This is a genomic window from Streptomyces sp. NPDC048185, assembly GCF_043202495.1.
GTDB lineage: Bacteria > Actinomycetota > Actinomycetes > Streptomycetales > Streptomycetaceae > Streptomyces.
In genome coordinates, this window is record NZ_JBIDAN010000002.1 from 102205 (window position 1) to 127281 (window position 25077).

Genomic DNA, 25077 nt, shown 5'->3' on the forward strand with positions numbered 1-25077 from the left:
CGGGGGGGGGGGCCCGGCCCCCCCCCCCCCGGGGGCGCCCCCCCCCCCCCCGGGGGGGGGCCCCCGCCGGGGGGGGGGCCCCCCCCACGGCGGTCGGGCCGGCTAGCGCTCCTCGCCGTCCGGCAGCGCCGTCTCGTCCTCCACGACGTGCACGGCCGCCTCCTCGGCACCGGCGGCTCCTCCGTCGATGCCCACGTCCTCGGCGACGGTCTCCTTGGTCGTGTCGGTGCGTACGCCCTCGTCGGGGGCGACCAGGCGCCCGGAGCGTTCGGTGCCGGCCTCGGCGTCGACCGGTTCGCCCTCGCCTCCGGGCGTGTCGCCCACTCCGTCCCCTTCGGGCGCGGACACGTCCGGCACCTCCTGGGCCAGCCGTTCGTCCAGGGTCTCGCCGTCGTGCTGCTCGGCGGCCGTCGTGCCGTGCTTGGTCACCCCGAGGGGCTTCTCCGGCGGGGAGTAGCCCTCGTCGAGCGTGTCGTCGTAGTCCCGCTCGTCGACGGCGTCCTGGAGGTCGAGGGGCGCGGCGTCCTCCTGCTCCTCGTTGCTTCCGGTGGGCTGGTAGACGTCGTCGGCCATCGGGTCCGTGCCCATCGCTGCCTCCCTTGCGCGTGCGTCGGCTCGGTCGTTCGGTGTCCGGTTCGCGTTTCCCGAATCGCGATCTTTAACCCGGGAGCGCGACGCGGATGTTCAGCCCACCGACGCGGTGGGGGGCCCAGGAGCGGGCGTAGGCGGGCGGGGTGCCGCCCGGTGCGGTGACGGCGGCGACGGGGATCCGGCGGGCCGCGTCCAGGATCTCGGGGACCGTGGTGTTCTCGTTGTTGCCGCTGGTCGCGCCGGAGGAGCAGCCGGTGTAGTAGCCGATCGGGATGGCCTCGTGTCCGGTGAGCAGGCAGGGCGGACGCACCCCGAGACGGTGCAGGGCGCCGGCGGTGCGGGCCCAGTCCTCGCGGCTCTCGGCGGTGCGGTCCACTGTGTACACGAGGACGACGAGCTGCACCGCCAGGTGCCCGGCCAGTGCCAGGGCGACCAGCGGGGCGCCCACCGGCCGCCGGCGGCCGCGGGGTGTCCGGGCCAGGTGCCACAGCGCGTCGGCGACGGGGACGGCCAGCAGGGCGTAGGAGGGCTGCAGGAAGCGGGGCGCCGCGTATCCGATCATGAACAGGTACGGCACGGCTGCCGTCGCGGCGCAGGCCAGCGGGATCAGCGTGCGGGCGGTGCGCCGGGCGCGCACGGCGACGGTCAGGCCGGCGAGGGCGACGAACGGCAGCAGGATCCACCACAGGGTGATCACCGGGTGCGGCATCGACCCGGTGCACGGGCGGCACAGGGCGCGTCCGCCCAGGCTGCGCAACTGGTCGTCGACGGCGATCTGGAGGCCGAGTCCGCCCTGGATGCGGGAGGCCTCCGCGAGCCGCTCCCCCAGGCCGCCGTACCAGGTGTACGCCTCGATCACCCACTCCACTCCCCCGGCCGCGAGGCCCCCCACCAGGGCGAGCAGCAGCAGCCCGTGCCGGCGGACCAGGGCGAGGGCGAGGAGGGGGAGGATCACCCAGACGGCGTCGGCGGGCCGCATCCACGCCATCAGCGCGGTGCCGGCCACGACTCCCCACAGGGCCCCGGGCTCCGGCCGTGTCCGCCGGGCCCGCAGGAAGCAGCCGACGCAGATCAGCGTGCCGATCCCGACCCAGTAGTTGGGCATGGCCTGCGGACCGTAGAAGAGGGTCACCCACAGGGTGGCGAAGAACGCGCCCGCGCCGGCCAGGACCCGCACCGGGAACAGGCCCCGCCACGCCCGCAGCGCCAGGTACAGGCCGGTCCCGGAGAGCACGGCGAGGTAGACGCGCAGCAGTGAGGTGGACGGCGACCAGGACGCGACGGGCGCCACCAGCAGGGAGACGCCGCGGGAGCGCGGGGCGCTGAAGAAGGCGGCCGGGTGGTGTGCGGTGACCTGGCTGACGTAGACCGTCTCGTCCCAGCCCAGGCCCAGCCCGGGGCGGACGAGCAGCAGCTGGGCGAGGGTGAAGGCGGCGGCCGTCGCGGCGAGCGCGGCGCGGCCTCGAAGGCGCCGCGAGGTGCCGGAGGTCGTCGCCTCGCGTCGCCGGCCGTCGGTGAGCAGGGCGCTCGCGCCGTCGGCCATCGTGCACCCCTCACCCCCGCCGCACGCGGGCCGCTCGATCCTCACGTCCTGCCGTCACCGGCGGGAGCCGGGCAACCCGGAAATCAAGGTCAAGCTAACCCGCGCGCCACGGACGCGCAGGGCGGGACGCGGCCGGCCGCACCGGTCCGGTCCGGCGGGCCGGTTCAGCGGGCGTTCGGACGGCGGTGCGGGGGCTGTTCGGGCGTCGGGCGCCGTTCGGGGGCGGGAACGGGCAGGGTGAGGGGCCCGTCCCCGTTCATGCGGACCGGACGGCCGTGGTGGTGGATCGTCAGGGGTTCACCCATCAGCAGCTTGTACGTCGCCTTGTCGGCCTCGATCTCCACGCTCACGCACCGGCCGCGGAACTGCAGCCGGAAGGCCAGCCGCCGGAACTTCTCCGGCAGCCGCGGCGAGAAGCGGAGGCTGTCGCCCTCACGGCGGGTGCCGCCGAAGCCGGCGACCAGCGCCATCCACGTCCCGGCCAGGGAGGCGATGTGCAGCCCGTCGCGGGTGTTGTGCTCCAGGTCCGCCAGGTCCATCAGGGCGGCCTCGGCGGCGTAGTCGTAGGCCAGGCGCAGGTGACCCGTCTGGGCGGCGACGACGGCCTGGCAGCACGCGGACAGGGACGAGTCCCGTACGGTCAGCGGCTCGTAGTAGGCGAAGTTGCGGGCGATCTGCTCCTCGTCGCAGTGGGCATCGAACCAGCTGCCGCAGGTGTACATCGCCAGGACGAGGTCGGACTGCTTGATGACCTGTTTGCGGTAGATGTCGAAGTAGGGGAAGTGCAGCATCAGCGGGTACTGGTCCGCGCCGGTGCCGGCGAAGTCCCAGCGCTGGTGGCGGGTGAATCCGGCGTGCTGCTCGTGGACGCGCAGTTCCTCGTTGTAGGGGATGTGCACGCTCTCGGCGGCGTCCCGCCAGGCGGCGCTCTCCTCGTCGTCGACGCCGAGCCGGGACGCCGCCTCGGGGTGGCGTTCGCAGGCGTCGGCGGCGGTGAGGAGGTTCGAGCGGGCCATGAGGTTGGTGTACGTGTTGTCGTCGGCGATGGCGCTGTACTCGTCGGGACCGGTGACGCCGTCGATGTGGAAGACGCCGTGGTGGTCGTGGTGGCCGAGGGACCGCCACAGCCGGGCGGTCTCGACCAGGAGCTCCAGGCCCGTGTCCCGTTCGAAGTCGGTGTCGCCGGTCGCCGCCACGTACCGCACCACCGCGTGCGCGATGTCGGCGCCGACGTGGAAGGCGGCCGTGCCGGCCGGCCAGTACGCGGACCCCTCGGAGCCGTCGATGGTCCGCCAGGGGAACGCGGCTCCGGACAGTCCCAGCTGGGCGGCGCGGTCCCGGGCGGCGGGCAGGGTGTCCTGGCGCCAGCGCAGCGCCTCGGCGACGGCCTTGGGCTCGGTGTAGGTCAGCACGGGCAGGACGAACATCTCGGTGTCCCAGAAGGCGTGTCCGTCGTAGCCGGAGCCGGTCAGCCCCTTGGCCGGGATCGCCCGCTGCTCGGCGCGGGCGCCGGCCTGGAGCACGTGGAACAGCGCGAAGCGGACGGCCTGCTGGACCTCCTCGTCGCCGTGCACCTCGACGTCCGCGCGGGCCCAGAAGTCGTCCAGGTAGGCGCGCTGTTCGGCCACGAGTCCGTCCCAGCCGCTCTGCGAGGCGGCGGCCAGCGCCGCCTCGACCTGGTCGCTCATCGCGGGCCGGGAACGGGCACTGGACCAGCCGTGGGCGACCGTCTTCTGCACGCGCAGCCGCTGCCCCGGCTCCAGGACGGAGGTGACGGTCAGGCGGGCCACGTCCACGTTGCTCTCGCTGCTGGTGGTGGTCTGCTCGGGGCCGTCGACGACGTGGTCGGCGGCCACGGCGACCCGGAGACCGCTGCGCCGGGTGCGGTGGACCAGGCGCAGCCGGGGGCCGAGCGCCGAGTCCTCCTCCGGTTCGAGGGGGGACTGCAGGGCTTTCGCCGTGCGCGGGTCGCCGTCCGGGTCGGGCAGGCTCTCGTTGGTGACGAGTTCGGACTGGATGACCACCCGGATCCGGCTGTCGACCGGTTCCACCTCGTACTCGACGGCGGCGATGGCCCGCTGGGTGAGGGAGACCAGCCGGGTGGAGCGCACCCGGACGGTCGAGCCGGCCGGCGAGGTCCACTCGCAGACCCGCTCCAGCACGCCGCGCCGCAGGTCCAGGGTCCGTTCGTGCTGGACGAGCCGTCCGTAGCGCAGGTCGAACGGCTCGTCGTCGACCAGCAGGCGCACCAGTTTGCCGTTGGTGACGTTGATGACGGTCTGCCCGGACTCCGGATAGCCGTAGCCGGCCTCGGCGTAGGGCAGCGGGTGCAGTTCGTACACGCCGTTGAGGTAGCTGCCGGGCAGGCCGTGCGGTTCTCCCTCGTCGAGGTTGCCGCGCCAGCCGACGTGTCCGTTGGAGAGGGCGAAGACGGACTCGCTCTGGGCGAGGAGGTCGAGGTTGAGCGCGGTCTCGCGCACCGACCAGGGCTCGACCGCGTAGGTCCGGTTCGTGATCACGCGTGGCCCCCCAGCTCGGCGAGGTCCTTGACGACGCGGTCCGCGCCGTGGGCGTACAGGGCGTCGGTCTGGCCGACGCGGTCGACGCCGACGACGTAGCCGAAGTGGCCCGAGCGGCCGGCGTCCATGCCGGCGAGGGCGTCCTCGAACACGGCGGCGCGGGACGGATCGACGCCGAGGTCGCGGGCGGCGGCCAGGAAGGTGTCGGGACGTGGTTTGCCCGGCAGTTTCCGCTCGCGCGCCACCACGCCGTCGATCCGTACGTCGAAGAGGCCCTCGGCGTCGATGGAGCGCAGCACGTCCACGGTGTTGGCGCTGGAGGAGACGATCGCGGTGGCGAGTCCGGCCGAGCGGACCGCGCCGATGTAGCGCAGGGTGCCGTCGTACGCCTCGACTCCCTCGGTGCGGATCTTCTCCAGGACCAGCTCGTTCTTGCGGTTGCCGACCCCGTTGACCGTCCGCGCGTCCGGCGGGTCGTCGGGGTCGCCCTCCGGCAGTTCGATGCCGCGCGAGGCGAGGAAGGTGCGCACTCCGTCCGCGCGGGGGCGGCCGTCGACGTACTCGTCGTAGTCGGAGTCGGTGAACGGGCGGAAGTCCGCTCCGTCCCGCTCGCGCAGGAAGGCGTCGAACGTCTCCTTCCAGGCGGCGGCGTGCACCACCGCCGTCCGGGTGACGACCCCGTCGAGGTCGAAGAGGCAGGCCTGGATGTCGTCGGGAAGTCCGAGCTGCGTCGTCATACCGGTCACAGTTCCCCGCCGGGGCGCGTCCCATCGGGTGGTACGTGCCACAAGTGACCGGCCGTCGGGAAGGCGCCGCCCCGCAGAGCGGACCGGCGGCCTCTCGGCGGCATTCAGCTCACCCGCTCCAGGTCGCGCACTCCCCGGGCGGTCAACGCGACGAGCGAGACCCCGGAGATCACCGCGGCGACGACGAGCAGCCACGTCTCGAAGCCGACGGCGGTGGCGACCGGACCGGTGAGGGCGAGGCCCACGGGCCGGGCCACGAACGAGCCGACCGTGTCGAACGCGTAGACCCGGGCGAGTTTGTCCTCCGGGACGTGGCTCTGGATGGACTGCTCCCAGTACACGTCGAACATCTGCAGGCCCAGGCCGTGCAGGAAAGCGCCGAGCAGGACGGGCCACAGCGCGTCGGAGAGCGCCATGGCGAGCGGGAAGAAGCCCGTGAACGCGAGCAGGACCACGCCGACCGCCAGCGGCCGTCGCGGCCGGACCCGGAGGCAGAGCAGGCCGCCGGTCACGAACCCGGCCATCAGGACCGACAGGGCGAGCCCCCAGGCCGACCGGCCGATCCCCTGGCCCACCACGACGGGGCCGAGCACCGCCTGCGCTCCGCCGTAGAAGAGGTGGTAGAGGAGGGCCTGGAGGATCAGCAGCCAGAGCCAGGTGTGCCGCAGCACCTCCCGCATGCCGTCCTTGAGGTCGGCGACGGCCGACGCCGTCCGGGGCGTGCGCGTGTGCGGGACGCGGAGACGGGCGAAGGCCACCGCGGCGAAGGCGAAGGTGCAGGCGTCGGCCACGATCGCCCAGCCCGAGCCCACGGCGGCGACCAGCACCCCTGCCACGGCGTATCCGACGGTCGAGGCGCCGGTCTGGAGCAGGGTGCGCAGCGCGACCGCGTCGCCCAATTCGTCCTGCGGTACGACCAGCCGGGTCATCGCCATCGCGGAGGGGCGGCCCAACGCCGAGACCACGCCGCCGAGTCCGCCCAGGACCGCGATCAGCGCGATGGTGGCTACGTCCAGCAGCAGCGCGCCGGCCAGTGCTCCCATGACCAGGGCGCTGACGACCGACGCCCCCGTCATCATCAGCCGCCGCGAGACCCGGTCGCCCAGCACGCCGCCGGCCAGCGTGGTGACGACCTGGCAGGCGGCGAACGCGGCTTCCACCAGGCCGAGCTGGACGACCGATCCCCCCAGATCGAGAACGGCGAACGCCAGGGCCACCGGAGTGATGGCGTTGCCGAGCGCGTTGACCGCGCTTCCGGCCACCAGGTACCGGAACCCGTGGTGGCGCAGCACTCGATGACTTCGTCGCTTCACAGCGAGGAAGGTATTTCGGCACCGAAATTTTCGTCAACCAATTATTCGCCGGCGAAGGAGACGTCTAGAGTTGCCGCATGGAGGAACCTCGACCGGACCGGCGGCACGACTGGGCGGACCGCCACGTCGACCGCTGGCGGAACCACTGGATCGGCGTCGAGTTCGACGACGAGGTGGAGGCGATCACGGTCCGGCTGGACCGGATCCGTCGCCACCTCAAGCAGAGCACGCGCCACGCCGTCGAAGGGGCGGGGCTGCAGATCCACGAGTACGAGACGCTTCACCACCTGATGATCCGGGACACCCCGGGCCGGGCGACCCCCTCCGCTCTCGCCGCCGACCTCGGCGTGAGCGCCGCCGGGACGACCGGCCGGCTGGACGCCCTCGAGCGGTCCGGGTGGGTCCGCCGGGCACCGGCCACCGGCGACCGGCGTCGCGTCGACGTCGAGGTGACCGAGGCCGGCCTCGACATCTGGAAGCGGGCGATGGCGCTCCGCGGCGAGGCCGAGGACGAGCTGTTCGGCGCGCTCACGGCCCCGGACCGCACCCGCCTCGCCGCCCTGCTCAAGCAGCTGACCCTCCGCATCGAGGACACCGGCTGACTATCCCGCGGCGAGGTGGGTGCCGATCCGGAGGAAGGCCTGGACCAGCGGGGCGGGCGGCACGGCCGGGGACGTCACCTGGGAGCCGAAGTGGGCGATCACCAGCTCCAGGCCCGGCGAGACGAAGAGGCGCTGACCGTGGATCCCGCTGGCCATGTAGGAGCCGTAGGGGTCGTTCAGGATCCACCACAGGTCGTGGTACGAGAGCGTGGCGGGCGAGTCGGGGGCTGCCGCGGGGAAGCGGACGCGGCGCGGGTAGCCGTCGGGCACGCCGCCGGCGATCGTGGCGGCCACCTCCTCCGGGACCACCTGGCGGTCCCCCACCGCGCCGCCGCAGCGCAGCATCTCGCCGAGCCGGGCCACATCGCGCAGCGTCGCACTGAAGCCTCCGCACGCGGCTTCGACTCCGTCGCCGTCGAGGACGTAGTACGCGTCCTCCTCCGCTCCCAGTCCGGTCCACAGCAGGTCGCCGAGCAGGTCGGAGGTGGTCGATCCGGTGATGCGGCGCAGGACCTCGGCCAGCGCCTCGACGTTGCCGTTCTCGTAGCGGAACTCCTCCCCCGGCGCTCCGGTGGCGCGGGCGGTCTGCAGGTGCTCCCGGATGGTGGCCGGGCCGCGGTAGCCGTTCGGGCGCAGTGAGGGAGCGATGACCGCGTGGTACCGATGGGCCTCGATCGCCTTGTCGAAGGGCCGGCCGGCGTAGCTCACGCGCGTGCCCATGTGCAGCAGGTCCTGGACCCGGGCCTCGCCGAAGGCCGTGCCGGCGAGTTCGGGGACGTAGGAGGACGCCGTGGCCGTGCGGTCCAGCAGCCCCCGGTGGGCGAGCGTCGCGGCGACGAGGCCGAGGTAGGACTTGGCCGCGGAGGCGTTGAAGTGGGGGGTGTGCGCTTCGGCGCCGTGCAGGTGGCGCTCGTAGACGACCGTACCGCGGTGCATCACGAGGAACGCGTCCGTCTGGGCGGCCGCGAAGAGCTCCGGCAGCTTGAGGGTGCCCGCGTCGGAGCCGAGCAGGTCCAGGGCGTCGAGGTCGTACGGCTGTTCCGGCAGCGGACGCGCGGGCCCCCGGCCCCGCCACACGCGCCGGCTGGGCGAGAGCTCCCGGCCCGCGGAGGTGAAGCGGCGGATCCAGGCGGGATCCGTGTAGCCACGGGTCCACTGGAGATCGCTCAGCGGTGCTGTCTCGGACATGGGGCCGCTCCCTTTTCCGTTCAGGGTTTTGCGCTGGTGCCGTGCGGACCGTTGACCTGGTGACGTCGGACGCTTAGGTTGCCAGATCATCAGACTGTTAATAGACAGTCTGTATGCCAACGTACTGCTATTTCAATAGCGGTGTCGCTCCGAGCCGCAGGAGTGCCCATGGAATTCGACCGCCGCCGCGCCTGGCCCGTCGCCGCGCTGATCGTGACGTTCATGCTCATCAACTACGCGGACAAGTCCGTCCTCGGGCTCGCCGCCGTGCCGATCATGGAAGAACTGGACATCAGCAACAGCACCTACGGCCTGATCTCCAGCTCGTTCGCCCTGCTGTTCAGCCTCTCCGGGCTGATCGTCGGGTTCGCCTCCGCCCGCGTCTCCAGCCGGGTGCTGCTGTTCACCATGGCCGCCCTGTGGGCGGTGGCGCAGCTCCCGGTGCTCTTCGTGGCGTCCGTTCCGGCGCTGGTGGCGGGGCGGGTGCTGCTGGGAGCGGCCGAGGGGCCGGCCGCGTCCATGTCGATGCACGCGCTGTACAAGTGGTTCCCGGAGGACCGCCGCGCGCTGCCGTCGGCGCTGCAGATCAGCGGCGCCGCGCTGGGCACGCTGATCGCCGCCCCGGTCGTGACCTGGCTGATCACCTCGTTCGGCTGGCGCTCCGCCTTCGCCGCGCTCGCGGCGACGAGCCTGGTGTGGAGCCTGATCTGGTGGCGGGCGGGACACGACGGACCGTACGGCCACGAGCCGGCGCACCGGACCGGTGCCGGCTCGGGAGGGGCCCGCCGGCTGCCGTACCGGCCGCTCCTGCTGAACGGCACGGTGCTGGGCAGCATCGCCGGCGCCTTCGGTGCCTCCTGGGCGCTGGCCCTGAGCCACGCCTGGCTGCCCGCCTACCTGCGCACCCAGCTCGACATGACGCCGGGCAGGGCGGCGACGCTCATCAGCGCCGTCTCGGCCTTCAGCTTCGTCCTGCTGCTGGCGGTCTCCCCGCTGGTCGACGCGCTGAACCGGCGCGGTCTGTCGAGCCGTTGGTCCAGCGGCGCTCCGCAGGGGGTCGCCGTCGTCGTCGCCGGGCTGGCCATGGCGGCCCTCCCCTTCGTCGACGCGCGCGTGCCCCTGCTGGTGCTCATCGCCGTGGCGTTCGGCGGGCACGCGATCGTCTTCCCGCTGCACTACCTGACGACGGCCGCCGTGGTGCCGCCGGCGCAGCGCGGAGCGGTGTTCGGGATCGTCGCGGCGACGGGCACCCTGCCCGGGCTGGTCGCGCCGTACCTGACCGGGCACCTGCTCGACTCCGCGTCCTCGCAACACGCCGGCTACACCCAGGCGTTCCTGCTGACCGCGGCGGTGATGCTGGTGTGCGGGCTGATCGCCTTCAGCGCGATCCGGCCCGAGCGGGACGCGCGGCGCCTGGCGCCGGCCGACAGGGCGGAGCGTCCCGCTCGGCAGACCGCGGCCGCCGAGCGGGCACCCGGCCCGCGGGGCTGACCGCGGCCCCGCGAGCCGCCGTCCGGCCTCAGGACGGCGGCTCGAACCCGCTGGCCCAGTAGCGGCCGTACAGCGCCAGGTCGAGCAGCATCCGGACGACCTCCTCCGGCGGCAGCGACGGCGTGTCCTGCTCCACCCACCACCGCAGCACGGCGACCTGCTCCCCCACCCACACCCGGGCGAGCAGCTCGGGATCGATGCGCGGCTGGACCCCGTTGCGCTCGGCGCGGGCGCCGAACTCCTCGGCCGTGGCCCGCGCACAGGCGTCCACGAACATCTGGAGCGGCTTGCCGTCGCCCTCCCCGCGCAGCACGATCCGGTACAGGTCGCGCTCCTCGCGGGCGTGCCGGAGCATCTCCAGGACCGGCTTGCCCGTGAAGCCGACCGCGCTGTCGGCGACCGCGGGCGCCAGCCGCTCCCCCAGTTCCGCGAGCAGGTCCGAGGTCACCTGCGCGAACAGGCCCTCCTTGTCGCGGAAGTGGGCGTAGAACGTCGCGCGCGCCACGTCCGCGCGCTCGGTGATGTCCTCGACGGTCAACGCGGTGAAGCCGCGCTCCAGGACCAGCTCGACCAGGGCCGCCCCCAGGGCACGGCGTGACCGTCTGGTCCGTCTGTCCTCGGCCATGAAGCCTCCTCGTGCGTCGCGCGTGGCCGCCCATTGTAGGAGCCTCTCGACAGCGAAGATGCTACTGAACAGCCTGCCCGCAATCGGTCGTGGCGTACATGGAGCCCCACGGCTCCTCGCGTGCCGGACCGGCACGAGCACCCGATCAGCACCCGCCACGGAGAGGGTCGGCGATTCGGCCATCCGCCGCGTGCGGCACACCTCTTGCGGCGACCGGGTCCGTGCATGCCCCACACGCCTCCACCCGCACCGTCTCGGGGTTCCGGGACCGACCGAAACACATGTGTTCGATATCCCGTCCGCGTCGTTGAGCCACGCCGGACGACCGTCAAGGGGGACCCGCAATGACCTCGGCCGCCACGAACGATCAACAGGACACTGCGCCCGCTCCGCCACCGCCGGCGGAGATCACTTACAGCGGGCAGTACTCCGTCAATCCGCTCGCCGAGGTCTCCTTCCGGCGGATGTGCGCGCAGCTCCCGGCCGTCCTGGGCCGGATCGCCCGGCTGTCGTGGCGGACCGACCGGCGCGCCGTGCAACTGCTGCTCGGCTGCCAGTTGGTCACGGGACTCGCGGCCGCCGTGCTGCTGACCGCCATGGCTCACGCCATGAGGCCCGTCCTCGGCGACCCGAGTCGGGCCCGAGGTGCCGGGCCCGCGTGCGGGTGCCGCGGGAGCGTGAGGGGGGAGGGCGACCGCGTCGCTCGCTGCGCCTGTGAGCCCGGTGGGCGGAGCGTTGGGCTCCGGGTGCCGACGGGGCGGCCACCTACGGGCGTTCGCGGCCTTCACCACCCCTGACCATCGACTGCACGGCTTCTTCACTGTCACCATGTGCCTCATGACGCACATCACCAAAGGCGCCAACACCCCTGTCCCCGCAGCCCTCCTGCGGGTCGCGGTCTGCCGGCAGCACGCAGCCGGGGCGCCGACCGTGGACGCCTCCGCCCTGCTGCTCGACGCCGCCGGCAAGGTGCGCGGCGATGCCGACCTCGTCTTCTACAACCAGCCCGCGCACCCGTCGGGGGCCGTACGTCACGCGGGTACGGCCGAAGGGGGCGGGCTGCTCGCCGAGTGGCTGGAGGTGGACCTGCCGCGCGTGGAGGCGTCCGTCCAGCGGGTGCTGATCGCCGGGTCCTGCGACGGCGGGGTCTTCGGGCAGGTGCCCGGGCTGCACGTGCAGGCCCTGACGGCCGACGGCGCGGTGGTGGCGCACTACGCGGTGAACGACGCGCGGAACGAGACGGCGTTCGTGCTCGGGGAGTTCTACCGCCGGAACGGGCAGTGGAAGTTCCGGGCGGTGGGTCAGGGGTACGCGTCCGGACTCGCGGGGCTGGCGACGGACTTCGGCATAGCCGTGGCGGAGCCGGCTCCACCGGCCGCCACCCCGACGATCGCCGTCCCCGTCCCGCCCCCCGCGCCCGCACCCGCACCCGCACCCGCACCCGCACCCGCACCGACGATCACCGCGCCCGCCCCGGCCACGGTTCCGACGGCCGCCCCCTTCTCCGCCCCGCCGCCGGCCGCGGCACCCGTCGCCGCGGTGGCGGACGCCGTGCCCCACTCCTTCGGCCCCGAGTTCCACCCGTACACCCAGCGCGGGCAGGGCAACGGCGTGGTCTCCGTGGACGTGCCCCTGCCGCCGGGGCCGGTCGTCGTCGAGGCCTGGCACCAGGGCGACGGTTACTTCGGGATGCACACCCTCACCCGCCGCAACAAGGACGACGACCTGCTGGCCAATTCCACCCTGCGCGACTTCCGCTGCCGCGTCCTGGTGCAGCCGCCGAAGGACCGCCCCCTGCGGCTGCGCGTCGAGGCGGACAACGACTGGACGGTGCTCGTGCAGCCCCTGTCGGTGCTCCGCCGCCTGGGGCCGGGCCCGCTCAGCGGTTACGGTCCCGAGGTCGTCGCCTACACCGGGCCGGTGGCCGACCTGGACGTGGACTTCGCCGGCGACGAGGACGGCGGCGGATACTTCGGCCTGTGGAGCCTGGACGCGTCCCGCCTGCACGACCTCGACGACCGCGACCTGCTGGTCAACGACACCGACCCGCTGCGCCAGACGGTGCCGATCGCCGACGGCCCGCTCCTGTTGCTCCTGGAGGCCGACGGCGCCTGGCAGCTCGGCGCCCGCCCCCTGCACGTGCCCGCCGCGGCCGCCGCACCGGCCGCCGGCTCCTGCACCGGCCGCGGCGAGAAGACCCTCACGCTGGTCAACCCGACCCCGGGGCGGCCGGCCCTGCTGGAGTACGGCTGCCCCGGCACCGGCGGCGGTCTCGGCCACCGGCTGCTGCTGGTCGACGAGTACGACGACGAAGAGGAGCTGGTGCAGGGCTACCGGCACGGGGAGCACGGCCGCACCCTGCTGTTCACCAAGGGCGAGTCCCAGGTGCGGCTGCGGCTGGCGGACGTGGGCGACTGGAGCCTGCGCCTGCTGCCGGTGGAGGAGGCGCCCCTGCTGACCGGACCGGCCGAGGGCCGGGGCAGCACGGTCTTCCGGTACGAAGGACCGCCCGCCCTGCTCGGCCTGAGCCGGACCGTCGCCGGCGACCAGGTGGTGACCACCCGTACGGTCCAGGCGGACGGCCGGTCGAAGATCTCCGCCGACACCACGCGCCGCCGCCCGGTCACCGGACCGCTGTGGGTGACGGAGGCGGGCCACTGCTACATCCAGGTCTGGACCACGGACGAGACCGGTTGGCGGATCGAGCCGGCCGCCCTCGGCTCCGCGCCGGTGCTGGACCGGGCGCCCGTAGAGGGCCAGGGCTACGGAGTCGTACGGCACACCGGACCCGAGACCGAGGTGATGGTCCAGCACGACGCGCTGGGCATGGCCACCCTGCCGGTGCTGTGGGAACTGGACGAACGCCTGGAGCCGATACGCCGGATCAGTACGGCCTCCGGTCTGCAGCGCATTCCGAGCGGACACCTCCAGATCCGGACGTCCGGCCGCTGGGCCCTGGAACCCCGGGCCTGAGCACCGCCGGCGGGACGGGGGGCGGCCCCGGTGGGCGCCGGCCGTCGGGTGGCACACTCTGCGGTGTGCCGCTGACTTTCGACGACCTGCTCACCCGGGCCCGCGCCCTCCCGCGCGACGGACGGCGCGCGGTTCTCGGCATCGCCGGGAGCCCCGGCGCCGGGAAGTCGACACTCGCCGAGGCCCTGGTGCGGGAGCTGAACGGGACGGACGGGACGTGGGCCGCGCACGTCCCCATGGACGGTTTCCACCTCGCCGACGCCGAGCTGGACCGGCTCGGCCGCCGGGACCGCAAGGGCGCGCCGGACACCTTCGACGCGGCCGGGTACGCCGCTCTGCTGCGCAGGCTGCACGAGCAGCGCCCCGACGGCGGACGGGACGCGGGGGACACGGTCTACGCACCGGGCTTCGAACGGGTGCTGGAGCAGCCGCTCGCCGGGGCCGTCCCGGTGCCGCCCACCGCCCGGCTCGTCGTGACGGAGGGCAACTACCTTCTGCTGGACACCGGTGCGTGGGCGCGGGTGCGGTCCTGGCTCGACGAGGTGTGGTTCTGCGAGGTGCCCGAGGAGGAGCGGGTCCGCCGACTGGTGGCCCGGCACGAGGAGTTCGGCAAGTCCCACGAGGACGCGGTGGCCTGGGTGCTCGGCACCGATCAGCGCAACGCCGACCTGGTGGCCGCGACCCGCGACCGCGCCGACCTCGTCGTACCCGAGACGGCGCTGACGGGCACGGCCCCGCCGCGCTGAACTCCGCCGCGTCGCACGACGTACCGGTGGGCATGACGGACCAGGACGGGCCGGCCCCCCGCCGGCCGCGGTGCGCGGGACCGTGGACGGTGCCGGTGCTCGTCGCCGTGCTGCTCGCCCAGATGGCGTTCGCGATGGTGACCACGGCCGTGCGCCAGACGCCGACGATCGACGAACCCGTGTACGTGGGGGCCGGCGCCGACTACGTGCGCGAGCACCGTCTGCGCCACAACCCCGAACACCCGCCGCTGGGAAAGCTGGTCATCGGCGTGGGCGTGGCGCTCGCCGGTCCCCGGATCGACACCTCCTTCGAGGGCGGGCAGAGCCGGTGGGGGCGGCATCTGCTGTACGAGTCGGGCAACGACCCCTGGCGGCTGATGCTCTGGGCACGGCTCCCGGTGATGGCGCTGACCCTGCTGTTCGGGCTGGTGGTGTTCGCGTTCGCCCGGGAACTCGCCGGCCGGGCGGGCGGCCTGGCGGCGCTCGCCCTGTACGCCTTCTCCCCCGACGTCGTCGCCCACGGCTCGCTCGCCACCCTCGACGCGCCCGCCGCCGGCTTCGTGCTGACGTCGGTGTGGCTGCTGTGGCGCGCCCGGCGCCGCCCCCGGCTGTACCTGCCGCTCGCCGGGGCCGCGCTGGGGGCCGCCCTGGCGACCCGGGCGAGCACCCTGCCCGCGGTGCCGGTGCTGCTGTGCCTGGCCGTCCTGTCGACGCGGTCGCGAGCGCGCGGGCGGTGGGCGGTAGGGGCGGTGGCGGCCGCCCTCGTCGTGGCGGCGGGCGCGGTCGCCGTCGTGTGGGCCACATACCTCGTGGTCGATCCCCGGCTGCGCGGGACGTCCGGGCAGGCGCCGCCAGGCGTGCCCGGCATCAAGGGCGTCCTGGTGGACCTGCTGCCGTTCCCTGAGGCCTACCGGGACGGGATGCGGCTCCAGTTCGGCCTGGAGCGCCACCCGTGGCAGGGCTTCCTGTTCGGCCGGCTGTACACGGGTTCGCTGTGGTACTACCTGCCGGCCGCGCTGCTGGTGAAGACGCCGCTGGGCGCGCTCGCCCTGTGGGCCGCCGGGGCCGTCGCCGTGGTCGCGGTGCGCCGGCTGCGGCCGGCCGGGCCGTACCTGCTGCTGCCGGCCGCGGTGCTGCTGGCGTCCGCGATGGCGGGCTCGCGCAACTTCGGCACCCGGTACGCGCTGTTCCTGCCGATGTTCCTGGCGGTGGCGGCGGGGTGCGTCCTGGCGGCGCGGTGGCGGTGGGCGCCGGCCGTGACGCTCACGCTGGTGGCGTTCGTCGCGGTCAGTTCGGTGCGGACGTACCCGTACTACCTGCCGTACGCCAACGAGGCGTTCGGCGGGCCCGCCAGGACCCATCTGCTGCTGCACGACTCGGCCGTGGACTGGGGCCAGGACCTGGGACGGCTCGCCGACCGGCTGCGCGAGCGCTATCCGGGTGAGCGGGTCTGGCTGGTCTACAAGGGCAGCGGTGTCCCGGCCCACTACGGCATCGAGGCCACCGACCCGCGCTCGGTGCCCGCACGTGAGGTGCGCGGGCTGCTGGTCGTGTCCGACTCCGCGGCGGCCAAGGCGACGGGGCTGCTGGCGACGCTGATCGACAGCAGCCGGCCCGTCGACGACGTCGGGCACTCGATCACGGTCTACCGCCGCTGAGTCGGGAGAGTCGTACGCGGCGCGCCGCTAGGACGCCGCGTTCGGGAATCCCTCGGCGCTGACGTGCGGCAGCACTCCGCTCGCCACGCGGTAGCGCCCGTTGGGCACGTCGGCGGACTTGCCGACGTGCACCGCCAGCGGGCCCGCCCACTCGTAGCCCCGCCGCTCGGCGTGCCGGGCCAGGCTGTCGGTGAGCACCTGGCCCACCCGGCCGTCACGGCGCGTCAGTTCCTCGTGGACGACCTCGGCGAGTTCGACGTCGTAGGCGTTGGGGACCATGACCCGGCCCTCGGCGCAGACCACGGCGTTGTTGTCGCACTCGGTGCGCAGGGCGTCGAGGATCTCGACGGGTTCCCTGTCGAGCACCCGCGCCCACAGCGCTTCCCATCGGTTCTCCAGGGCCTTCTCCAGCGCGCTGATCGCGCCCATGCGATGTCACCTGCCGGTGTTGGGGTCGGTTGCCGTCGGGGACGTGCGGTGGGACCGCGGCCGCGGCGCGGTCATTCCTCGTCGTAGTCGTCGGGGCGCACGTGCGCCTCCTCCAGGGCCTCGCGCATGGTCCGGCCGGTGCCGCCGGGCGGCCGGGGGGAATTCTCGTCGCGCTGGTCGAGAACGTCGTCGGTGGTGTCGGTCTTCGGCCGGTTCTCTTCCGGGACGGTCATGACGGGGGCTCCTCGTCGCTGGTGTCGGGTCCTTCCGTGGCGGCGGGTTCCCGCCCGGCGCGGGGCTATCCCCCACGGGGCGTACCGCCTCCGGCGCGAAGGCGTCGCACCGTCGGTGCGGAGCGGGACGACGCTCGGCGCCGGGCGGCGCGAGGCCAGGACCACGGGCGGCGCGAGGCCAGGACCACGGGCGGCGCGAGGGTGTGCGCGCGGGACCGTTCGCCCTGGACAACGCCCTTGTGGGCGCGGCCGGTGGGCTATGTTGACCTCCGTGGGAGACAAAGGAGGCGCACCCGTGCCATCGCCGCAGCAGGCACGTGCACAGGCATCGGCGATCACCTCGGGACGGACGGCCCCGGAGGCGGAGATCTCCCCCACGTCCCGGCTGAGGACGTTGTTCGACCGCCCCCGGCTCTCCCCCGGCCAGCGGCGCATCGCCCAGTACCTGATCGAGAACCTCACCGAGGCGGCGTTCCTGTCGATCACGGACCTCGCCGACCGCGTCGGCGTGAGCCAGCCGTCGGTGACCCGGTTCGCGTCGGCGGTCGGCTTCAGCGGCTACCCGGCGCTGCGGGAGCGGCTCCAGTCGATCGCGCTGGGCGGCCGCGGCGGCACCCCGGCCGAGGAGAACGGCGGCAACGAACTGCAGGCGGCCGTCGACGCCGAGATCGAGAACCTGGAGAACCTGCGCCGCGACTTCGCCGACCCAGGGCAGGTCATCGAGACCGGCCGGAAGCTGGCCGCGTCGGCGCCGCTGACCGTCCTCGGGCTGCGCATCTCCGTGTCGCTCGCCGAGTACTTCGCCTACGCCGCCCGCCGCGTCCACCCCGACGTCAGGCTGGTCACCCGCGGCGGCAGCGTCGCGTACGACGCCCTGCTGCAGTCCCGGGAGGCGGGCGGGAGCTGGGTACTGGCCTTCTCCCTGCCCCGGCACGCCCAGGAGACCCTCAACGCCGTCCGGGTGGCCCGCGGGGCCGGGCTCAAGGTGGCGCTGATCACCGACCTGGCGCTCGGTCCGGTGGTCGACGAGGCCGACGTCACCTTCGCCACCGGCACCGGGTCCCGGCTGGTCTTCGACTCGTACGCGGCGCCGGGCGTGATGTGCGCGGCACTGCTCCAGGCCATGACCGACGCCGATCCGGAACGGACACAGGCCCGGCTGGAGGAGTACGAGCAGATCGCCGAGCAGCACCACTTCTTCCTGCGGGACTGAGTCCGCCCCGCGCGGGTCCGCCGCGGACGAGCGCCCGGACACGATCCCCGCAGAAGCAGGCATGAATGTTTTCATACGTCTTGCAAAGCAGATGGCATATATAAATACTGCTCACGGATCGCGACCCGGACGCCCGGACCGCGTCCGTACCTGCGCGAACACCCTGGCCGCCCACTCCTACCCGCTCCGGCGCCCCGGGGTGTTCGGTCGGGCGTCGCCTGTGCGAGCGCCCGTGGCGGTCCCGGTCATCCCCTAGGCCGGGGCCGCCCAGGAACGTCGCAGCACCCCGTCGACGCCGCACCCCCGGAAGCGATGATCATGCCCCTGACGACCACGCGCATCAGCCCGGACTGGCCGTGCCAGGTCAAGAGCCCCGGCAGTTACGACTGGGAGCGCTCGGCCGCCAAGTGGCTGCGCGAGCTGGTGCCGGCCCGCTACGCCGGCTACCCGGCGCTGATCCGGCACCCCGTGCTGCTCGCCCGCCACGCGCAGATCCAGGTCCAGCACGAACTCCGGGTGGCCCGTACCGCGCTGCAGACCGCCCGGGCCGAGCTGCCGCGGCTCGGACTGCCCGAGTCGGTCATCGAGCACACGATCAAGCTGTACGCCGCGGAGCTCGGGCAGCTGCAGCACATCGCGCGCAGCGTGCGCGCGGTCACCGAGGCATTGGCCGAGCGGGGTGCGGCCGGGCGCTGACCCGCGCACCCGGTGACGCCGGCAGGTCGGCGCGCCCCCTGTGAGGGGCGGCCGGCGGACGTGCGCCCCTCGCCGCGGGCACGGCGCGGAATCGAGGGAATCACCTGCCGACGAACGGTCATCCACGTCCGGTCCATGTGCGATGCTCGTCCCGTGACGAGCGAGCACGCCACGCCGACGGACTCCGGTGCCGCCCCCGACCTGGCCGCGCTTCGCCGGGTCGTCGCCGGGCAGCGTGCCGAGATAGACCGGCTGCGCGACCGTGCCACGACTGCGGCCGTCGTGGCACGGGCCGAGGGCGCCGTCATGGCGCTCACCGGCCTCTCCGCCGAGGCGGCGCGCGAGACGCTGGCCCAGCGCGCGGCCGCGGAGCGGCGCACGCTGCTGGAGGAGTGCTGGATCACGCTCGACACCCTGACCCCGCCACCCGGTGCGCAGCGCGCCCCGGGGCCCACCGCCGCGGCTGCAGGCGCTGGACCGGCAGGCTCCGGCGGCACCGTCGCACCCCCCGCCCCGCGCTTCTCCCCCGACACCCTCCCGGACGCCGCCCACCGCCAGGAGCAGCGGCTCGCCGATCTGCAGCGGCTGGGTGACCTCGGCTGGGCGAACTGGGACCTGGTCACCCACGAGGCCGCCTGGTCCGACCAGGTCTTCGCCATCTTCGGCCGCGATCCCGCGAGCGGCCCGGTCGACCTCGCCGGCCTGCCCGGCCTGGCCCTGCCGGACGACGAGCCCGCGCTGACCCGGGCCGTGCGGGCGCTGGCACGCGAGGGACGGCCGTGCGACGTCCCCTTCCGTACCCGCACGCCGGACGGTGTCCGGCACCTGCGGATCGTGGCGGAAGCGGTGACGGACGGCGACGGCACACCCGTCGAGGTGCACGGCTTCGTCCAGGACCTGACCGCGCGCCGCCGGGCGGAGCTGGCGCTGGTCGAGAGCGAGCGGGCGATCCTGACCCAGAACGACGTGCTGCTGGCCGAGCGGACGCTGGCCGCCCGGTTGCAGGACGCGCTGCTGCCGCTGCCCCGGCAGCCCGTGCGGCCGGCCGGACTGCACGTCGAGATCGCCTATCTGCCCGCGCAGGCGGGTGTGCAGGTCGGCGGTGACTGGTTCAGCGCCATAGAACTCCCGGACGGGGACGCCCTGTTCGTGGTCGGAGACGTCGCCGGTCACGGTGTGGACGCCGTCGCCACCATGGCCCAGCTGCGCTTCACCGCCAAGGGCATGGTCGTCACGGGTTCCTCGCTGACCGGCGCGCTGGCCCGCCTCAACACGCTGCTGCTGCACTCCCGGGGCGCCCACGGCACCGCGACCATGGTCATGGCCCGCTACTCACCCGCACGGCGACGGCTGGTGTGGGCACAGGCCGGTCATCTGCCGCCGCTGCTGCTGCGCGCCGGCAAGGCCCGCTACCTCGACCGCCCGCGGGGCATCCTGCTGGGGGCGAGCACCACCCCGGTCTTCGCGGAGGCCGAGTACCTCCTGGAGCCGGGCGACCGTCTCCTGCTGTACACGGACGGCCTGGTCGAACGGCCTCCCGACGGCATCGACCGGGGCCTGGAGCGGCTCGCGGCGGCCGCCGCGGCCCACGAGGCCGGTACGGCGGGCACGCTGGAGCCGCTGCTGGCCGCGCTGCTGCCCGAGGACGAACTGCGGGACGACGTCTGCGTCCTGGACATACAGGTGCCGGACGGTCCGGCACGGCGGCCGTAGACGGCCCGTCAGTCCACCGGGTGGCCGGGCTCGATGGTGAGGGCGTCGCTGAGCCGCAGCAGCGGGCCGCGGGACGTCTCGCGCCCGCCCCACTCGACCGGGTCGAGGACGAAACCGACGTGGTCGCCCCCGGTGACCCGCTCCACGACCCGGCCGACGAACCACGCCTCGGCGTCCTCCAGCACCACCGCGCCGCCGTACCCGAGGCGCCGGCGGACCCGCTGGAACTTGTCCACGTCGTCGCCGGTCCGTCCGCCGAACACCTCCGCCAGTCCGTGCTGTTCCCGGGCGAGCAGGTGAACGGCGAGGTAGTCGGCGGACCCGGCCACCCGGAAGGTCCGGTTGACCTCGGAGAGCCACACGACGAACCGCACCGGTTCCAGGGAGCACTGGGAGGCGAAGCCGACCAGACAGCCCGCCTGTTCCCCGCCCGCGGCCGCCGTCACCACGCACATGTCCGGGTCGAGCCTGTCGAGAAACACGTCCATGCCCGCCATGCTAGGCGGGCCGGAAGGGGCGGCGACGGGCCGGGTCCGTCAGGTCTCGAGCAGCCGGTGCAGCGCCGCCTTGGCCGCGGCGACGAAGGCGTCCCGGCGCGGCTCGTCCAGGGCGTCCAGCGACAGGTACGGGTTGAGGTCCTCCAGTTCGACCAGCAGCAGTGCGCCGCCGGGGGCGCGGCAGGCGTCGACGCGCTGGATGCCGTGCTCGATGCCGTTCCACTCGATGAACCGCCGTGCGAACACGAGGTCCTCGGGGTGGCTTCGTAGGGTTCCAGCTGCCAGCGCCGGTCGGGCCGCGGCGCGTACAGGGCGTACTGGAAGTCGTGGTCGACGAAGTAGAAGGACACCTCGTAGGCGAAGTCGACGCGCGGCTGGACGAGGACGTCACCGGCTTCGGCGCGCACCGCCTCCCGGACGCGGTCCGCCGGGACGAACCGGAGCCCGAGGGAGTCGGCGCCCAGCTTCGGTTTCACGACGTACTGCTCCGTGGCGGGCAGCCGCTCCAGGTGCTCCGGCCGGTCGACGGTGGGGATGACGGGGTACCCGGCGGCCGTCAGGTCGAGCAGGTACTGCTTCCCGGCCATGTCGGCCCGGCCGGTGAGCTGGTTGTAGACGCGGGCACCGCACCGGGCGGCCCGCTCGCGGAAGGCGTCGTACGCGGCACGGTGGCCCAGCACCGGGCCGCTGTTGCGGACGACGACGGCGTCGAAACCGTCCAGCAGCGCGGCGGCGTCGCGCGGGTCGCACAGGGCCACGTCGAAGTCCTCGCGCAGCCGGGAGGTGAGGAAGATGTCCTCGTCGCAGTAGCGCCGCCCCTGGGCCTGATAGGCGAGGTCGGTGACGTAGAGGATGCGGGGGCGTGGCGACGGCATACGGAACTCCGGGACTTCTCGGGACGACCGCACGTGATCGTATGCGATCACCGCGGAGGGGCCGGCGGGGTCCTTGGACTCCTCACGCCCCTGCACTCAGTGCCATCTGCATCCCGTCGATCACCACGCATCTCTCACCCGGGCCGCGAATTGAGCGGCAGGCGGCATCTTTACGCGTGGCACTCAGTGCCATACTCTGATGCCCGTGCACGGTGGCACGGTTCGCCGGGCACACGCGTGCCCGGGTGACCGCGCACGCGGGATTCCGGCCCGAGTGCAGGGAGTTGACAGCGTGTACCACCCCTCAGGAAGCGTCGCTCAGCAGGCAGCCGGCTCCGCGACGGCCGTGCTGGACCCCAGGGCGCCGGAGGCCGAGGCCATCTGGTTCCAGCGCTGCACGTGGTGCGGCACCTCCATGTACCACCGGCTGCTGTGTCCGGTGTGCCGCGGCAGCGACCTGCGCACGGAACGCAGCGAGGGCACCGGGACGGTACGCCACGCCACGGTGGTGCACCGCAACACCCCCGCCGCGCGCAACGTGTCGCTAATCGAGATGGCCGAGGGCTTCGTCCTGCGCGGCCGGGTCACGGGCCCGCTCATCGGCATCCACAGCGGGGACCGGGTGCGGTTGTCCACGGCCAAGGACCCGGTACGGGGTGAGCCGGTCTTCCAGCTGGTCGACGAGCCGTACCGGGCCTGGACCTGAGCCGGACTCACGGCGTGAGCGTGATCGTGATCCCCACGGTGCCGTCCAGACCCCGGCGCAGCCGGCTCCCGAAGAGGGTGAGCCGTCCGACGACGCCGTACTTGCGGGCGATGAGCCCGCGGTAGCGGCCGGCCGTGGCCGCGTCGCCGATCTCGGCGGTCGCGGGGACCTGGTCGCCGGTCGGATTGCCCCGCACGTCGCAGGGGCCGACCAGGACGTCCGCGCGCCGGCGGATGCGCTTGACCTTCCAGGAGTCGGCGGCGGTCCACACGCCGAGCACGTCCCGGTCGCGCACGACCCAGACCGGGGTGGCGACCGGGGTGCCGTTCTTGCGGTAGCTGGTGACCAACAGGTACTTGCCGGCACCGAGCCGGGCCAGTGACGCCTCGTCCATGGTCCGGAAGTCTAGGCCCGCCCACCCGCACGCGTTACCTGTACGCGACAAGTGCGTGCGCCGCGGCTCATGTCAGGGCCGACGCCATCCTCCGCACCGCCTCCGTGATCACCTCCGGGGAGGCCGCGAGGTTGAGCCGGACGTGCCCCGCCCCGCCGGTGCCGAAGTCCGGGCCCGGACTGAGCGCCACCCGGCCGCGCCGGAGGAAGACCTCGGCCGGGTCGTCGCCGAGGCCGAGCGCGCGGCAGTCGAGCCAGGCCAGGTAGGTCGCCTCCCCCGGGCGGTGGACGACGCCCGGCAGATGCGCGGCCAGCAGGTCGGTGAGCAGCCGCCGGTTCTCGTCGAGACCGGCGAGCACGGCGTCCAGCCAGGCGGTGCCGTCGCGCAGCGCGGCGGTGTGGGCGATGACGCCGACATGGCTCGGGCCGTGTCCGACCTCCTCGGGCATCCGGGCCAGGTCACCGGCGGCACCGGGCCCGGCGAGGGCGAGCGCCGCCTTGAGCCCGGGCAGGTTCCAGCCCTTGGACGCCGACATCAGCGACAGGCCGCGTTCGGCGCCGGGGACGCTCAGGTACGGCACGAACCGCACCCCTTCGGCGACCACGGGTGCGTGGATCTCGTCGGCCACGACCCGGACGCCGTACCTCTCGGCGAGGGCGGCGACGGCGGCCAGCTCCTCGGCGGTGTGCACGGTGCCGGTCGGGTTGTGCGGGCTGCACAACAGGTAGGCGGCCCGCCCGCCGCCGGCGACCGCCCGCCGGAAGGCACCCTCCAGCACCTGAAGATCGATGCGCAGGTCCGCGCCGAGCGGCGCCTCGACCACGCGCCGGTCCAGGTGCGTCACGAACTGGTAGAACGGCGGGTACACCGGCGGATTGACGATCACGGGGTCGCCGGGGCCCGTGACCAGCTTGAGCATCTCGACGACGCCCAGCATCACGTCGGGCACGATCGCGCTGCGTTCCACGGCGAGGGCGTCCCAGCCCCAGCGTTCGCCCGCGAAGGCGGCCAGCGCCTCCGCGTAGGCGGTCCCGGCGGGGTAACCGGTGTCGCCGAGTTCCATGGCCTCGGTGACGGCCCGGACGACGGGCCGGGCGATGGGCACGTCCATCTCGGCCACCCACAGCGGCAGCACGTCCGCGGGGTGGGTGCGCCACTTCATGCTCGTACGACTGCGCAGGCGGTCGAGGGTGAGCGCGCGCAGGGGGTCGGGTTCACCGGGCGGGTCCTGCGGGATCCTGGTCATGGGGCTCAAGATAGGTGGCCGTGGCGTGACGGGGAAACGGGACGACGGGGCGCCGGGAACGCCGGCCGGGGCGTTTCTGGAGGTCGCCTGCGACGAGTCGGGGTCGGACGGGGAGAACCTCACCGGCGGGAACACCGACGTGTTCGCGCACGCCGGCGTGTGCCTGCCGGTGGCCGCGGCCGCCGAGGCCGTGCTGACGGTGCGGAACCGGATCCGGTCGCCCGCGGAGGAGTACAAGGCGAACCACCTGCTGCGGGAGAAGCACCGGCCCGTGCTGGAGTGGCTGCTCGGCCCGTCGGGACCGATCCACGGGCACGCGCACGTCCACCTCACCGAGAAGGCGTACTTCGTGGTGGACCGCACGGTCGCGCTGCTGCTCGGCGGTCCGGCGGGGGCGCTCCCCCTGTTCCGGGCCGGGCGGCGCACCTTCGGGGAGGACAGCTGGCGGGAGTTCCTGACCTCGGCCAACCGGCTCCTGCGGGTGCGAGGCACCGGCACGGACGCCGGGGACCCGACGGCGCCGGTGGACGCCTTCTTCCGTGCCGTGGACGCGCTGCGCGGGGCACGGCCGCCGTCCGGTCCGGCCGCGACCCTGGAGCGCCTCGCGGATGCCCGGCCCCGCGCGGACGCCTACCGAGCCCGCCTCGCGGCCGCCCCCGCGCCGATCCCGGTGCTGGATCCGCTGCTGCCGGCCGTCGTCGCCACCGCCGCACACTGGAGCGCGGCCGGACGGCCCGTCCGCCTGGTGCACGACCGGCAGAACACCCTGACACCCGAGCGCATCGCCTGGATCGAGGAGCGCGCCCGGCTCGGCGGCGTCCGCCTCGACGGGCTGCGGCTGGTCCACGCCCGCCTCGACGCGCGGGTCCAACTCGCCGACTTCCTGGCCGGGATCGCCCGCACCATCGCCTCCGACGCGCTGGGCGGACGCGGCGACGCCGTGCTCACCGGGCTGTTGCGCCCCTATCTCGACGCGTCCTCCGTGTGGGGCGACGAGGGCAGTTGGCGGCGGCTCGCCGGGGACTGAACTGAACGCGGCCGCCCCCGGGCCCGTATGGGGGAAGGGCGCTCGACGTCCGC

Annotated in this window: 22 protein-coding genes and 2 pseudogenes; 11 read left to right on the forward strand and 13 right to left on the reverse strand. The window is 73.8% G+C overall.

The genetic code is table 11. From position 1 onward, the window contains the following. Window positions 1–102: 102 nt before the first annotated feature. The 5 genes from ACGF3H_RS06375 to ACGF3H_RS06395 form a co-directional block, all read right to left on the reverse strand. The gene (locus tag ACGF3H_RS06375; protein WP_362496057.1) at window positions 103–588 is read right to left on the reverse strand and encodes a DUF5709 domain-containing protein; all 486 of its coding nucleotides are present in this window, start codon (window positions 586–588) and stop codon (window positions 103–105) included. Window positions 589–658: 70 nt separating this feature from the next. Then, complete coding sequence (locus ACGF3H_RS06380; RefSeq protein WP_362496060.1) at window positions 659–2134, reverse strand: hypothetical protein; 1476 nt, start codon at window positions 2132–2134, stop codon at window positions 659–661. Between the two features lie 164 nt (window positions 2135–2298). After that, entirely contained in the window at window positions 2299–4653 is a 2355-nt protein-coding gene (locus ACGF3H_RS06385) for a glycosyl hydrolase family 65 protein (RefSeq protein ID WP_362496063.1), read from the reverse strand. Continuing rightward, complete coding sequence (locus ACGF3H_RS06390; RefSeq protein ID WP_362496065.1) at window positions 4650–5390, reverse strand: beta-phosphoglucomutase family hydrolase; 741 nt, start codon at window positions 5388–5390, stop codon at window positions 4650–4652. Before ACGF3H_RS06390 ends, ACGF3H_RS06385 begins: the two co-directional genes overlap by 4 nt. Window positions 5391–5503: 113 nt before the next feature. Further along, window positions 5504–6712: an MFS transporter gene (locus ACGF3H_RS06395; protein ID WP_362496067.1), complete on the reverse strand. Its 1209-nt coding sequence runs from the start codon at window positions 6710–6712 to the stop codon at window positions 5504–5506. Window positions 6713–6789: 77 nt separating this feature from the next. On the opposite strand from ACGF3H_RS06395, the gene ACGF3H_RS06400 reads away from it, so the two are divergent. After that, complete coding sequence (locus ACGF3H_RS06400; protein WP_362496069.1) at window positions 6790–7314, forward strand: MarR family transcriptional regulator; 525 nt, start codon at window positions 6790–6792, stop codon at window positions 7312–7314. Here the strand turns inward: ACGF3H_RS06400 and ACGF3H_RS06405 are convergent, their stop codons facing one another. Then, window positions 7315–8502, reverse strand: a complete 1188-nt coding sequence (locus tag ACGF3H_RS06405; protein ID WP_362496072.1) for a serine hydrolase — start codon at window positions 8500–8502, stop codon at window positions 7315–7317. It lies immediately after the preceding gene. A gap of 168 nt (window positions 8503–8670) precedes the next feature. Here ACGF3H_RS06405 and ACGF3H_RS06410 point away from each other — a divergent pair, with 168 nt between their 5' ends. Continuing rightward, window positions 8671–9993: an MFS transporter gene (locus ACGF3H_RS06410; protein ID WP_362496074.1), complete on the forward strand. Its 1323-nt coding sequence runs from the start codon at window positions 8671–8673 to the stop codon at window positions 9991–9993. 28 nt (window positions 9994–10021) lie between these two features. Here ACGF3H_RS06410 and ACGF3H_RS06415 read toward each other — a convergent pair whose 3' ends face one another. Then, the gene (locus tag ACGF3H_RS06415; RefSeq protein WP_362496077.1) at window positions 10022–10618 is read right to left on the reverse strand and encodes a TetR/AcrR family transcriptional regulator; all 597 of its coding nucleotides are present in this window, start codon (window positions 10616–10618) and stop codon (window positions 10022–10024) included. A gap of 344 nt (window positions 10619–10962) precedes the next feature. Here ACGF3H_RS06415 and ACGF3H_RS06420 point away from each other — a divergent pair. From ACGF3H_RS06420 to ACGF3H_RS06435, 4 genes and pseudogenes are all read left to right on the forward strand, one after another. Further along, window positions 10963–11277 (forward strand): annotated as a pseudogene (locus tag ACGF3H_RS06420) (ABC transporter ATP-binding protein); the annotation flags it as partial. Between the two features lie 178 nt (window positions 11278–11455). Continuing rightward, window positions 11456–13591, forward strand: coding sequence for a TerD family protein (locus tag ACGF3H_RS06425; protein ID WP_362496080.1), 2136 nt, complete (start codon window positions 11456–11458; stop codon window positions 13589–13591). A gap of 65 nt (window positions 13592–13656) precedes the next feature. After that, window positions 13657–14337 carry a nucleoside/nucleotide kinase family protein gene (locus ACGF3H_RS06430; protein ID WP_362496083.1) on the forward strand — a complete coding sequence of 227 codons (681 nt, stop codon included), beginning with the start codon at window positions 13657–13659 and terminating at the stop codon, window positions 14335–14337. 32 nt (window positions 14338–14369) lie between these two features. After that, window positions 14370–15995 (forward strand): phospholipid carrier-dependent glycosyltransferase, encoded by a 1626-nt coding sequence (locus ACGF3H_RS06435; RefSeq protein WP_362496086.1) that lies wholly within the window; start codon window positions 14370–14372, stop codon window positions 15993–15995. Window positions 15996–16022: 27 nt separating this feature from the next. Here the strand turns inward: ACGF3H_RS06435 and ACGF3H_RS06440 are convergent, their stop codons facing one another. Next, window positions 16023–16424, reverse strand: a complete 402-nt coding sequence (locus ACGF3H_RS06440; protein ID WP_362496089.1) for a DUF3662 domain-containing protein — start codon at window positions 16422–16424, stop codon at window positions 16023–16025. Between the two features lie 71 nt (window positions 16425–16495). Next, on the reverse strand, window positions 16496–16657 hold the full coding sequence (locus ACGF3H_RS06445) for a hypothetical protein (RefSeq protein WP_362496092.1): 162 nt from the start codon (window positions 16655–16657) through the stop codon (window positions 16496–16498). 295 nt (window positions 16658–16952) lie between these two features. On the opposite strand from ACGF3H_RS06445, the gene ACGF3H_RS06450 reads away from it, so the two are divergent. From ACGF3H_RS06450 to ACGF3H_RS06460, 3 genes are all read left to right on the forward strand, one after another. Beyond that, window positions 16953–17870: a MurR/RpiR family transcriptional regulator gene (locus ACGF3H_RS06450; RefSeq protein ID WP_362496094.1), complete on the forward strand. Its 918-nt coding sequence runs from the start codon at window positions 16953–16955 to the stop codon at window positions 17868–17870. Window positions 17871–18182: 312 nt separating this feature from the next. Beyond that, on the forward strand, window positions 18183–18566 hold the full coding sequence (locus ACGF3H_RS06455; RefSeq protein ID WP_362496097.1) for a hypothetical protein: 384 nt from the start codon (window positions 18183–18185) through the stop codon (window positions 18564–18566). A 135-nt stretch (window positions 18567–18701) separates the two neighbouring features. Beyond that, entirely contained in the window at window positions 18702–20279 is a 1578-nt protein-coding gene (locus tag ACGF3H_RS06460; RefSeq protein WP_362496099.1) for a SpoIIE family protein phosphatase, read from the forward strand. An 8-nt stretch (window positions 20280–20287) separates the two neighbouring features. On the opposite strand, the gene ACGF3H_RS06465 is transcribed toward ACGF3H_RS06460, so the two are convergent. Then, a complete protein-coding gene (locus tag ACGF3H_RS06465) occupies window positions 20288–20776 on the reverse strand; it encodes a flavin reductase family protein (RefSeq protein ID WP_362496102.1) in 489 nt (162 codons plus the stop codon). A gap of 39 nt (window positions 20777–20815) precedes the next feature. Beyond that, window positions 20816–21651 (reverse strand): annotated as a pseudogene (locus ACGF3H_RS06470) (hypothetical protein). A 292-nt stretch (window positions 21652–21943) separates the two neighbouring features. On the opposite strand from ACGF3H_RS06470, the gene ACGF3H_RS06475 reads away from it, so the two are divergent. Then, on the forward strand, window positions 21944–22357 hold the full coding sequence (locus tag ACGF3H_RS06475; protein WP_362496105.1) for a zinc ribbon domain-containing protein: 414 nt from the start codon (window positions 21944–21946) through the stop codon (window positions 22355–22357). A gap of 7 nt (window positions 22358–22364) precedes the next feature. Here ACGF3H_RS06475 and ACGF3H_RS06480 read toward each other — a convergent pair whose 3' ends face one another. Then, window positions 22365–22751 carry a PPOX class F420-dependent oxidoreductase gene (locus tag ACGF3H_RS06480; protein ID WP_362496108.1) on the reverse strand — a complete coding sequence of 129 codons (387 nt, stop codon included), beginning with the start codon at window positions 22749–22751 and terminating at the stop codon, window positions 22365–22367. Window positions 22752–22818: 67 nt separating this feature from the next. Then, on the reverse strand, window positions 22819–23997 hold the full coding sequence (locus ACGF3H_RS06485; protein WP_362496111.1) for an aminotransferase class I/II-fold pyridoxal phosphate-dependent enzyme: 1179 nt from the start codon (window positions 23995–23997) through the stop codon (window positions 22819–22821). A 25-nt stretch (window positions 23998–24022) separates the two neighbouring features. Here ACGF3H_RS06485 and ACGF3H_RS06490 point away from each other — a divergent pair, with 25 nt between their 5' ends. Then, window positions 24023–25024, forward strand: coding sequence for a hypothetical protein (locus tag ACGF3H_RS06490; protein WP_362496113.1), 1002 nt, complete (start codon window positions 24023–24025; stop codon window positions 25022–25024). Window positions 25025–25077 lie beyond the last annotated feature (53 nt).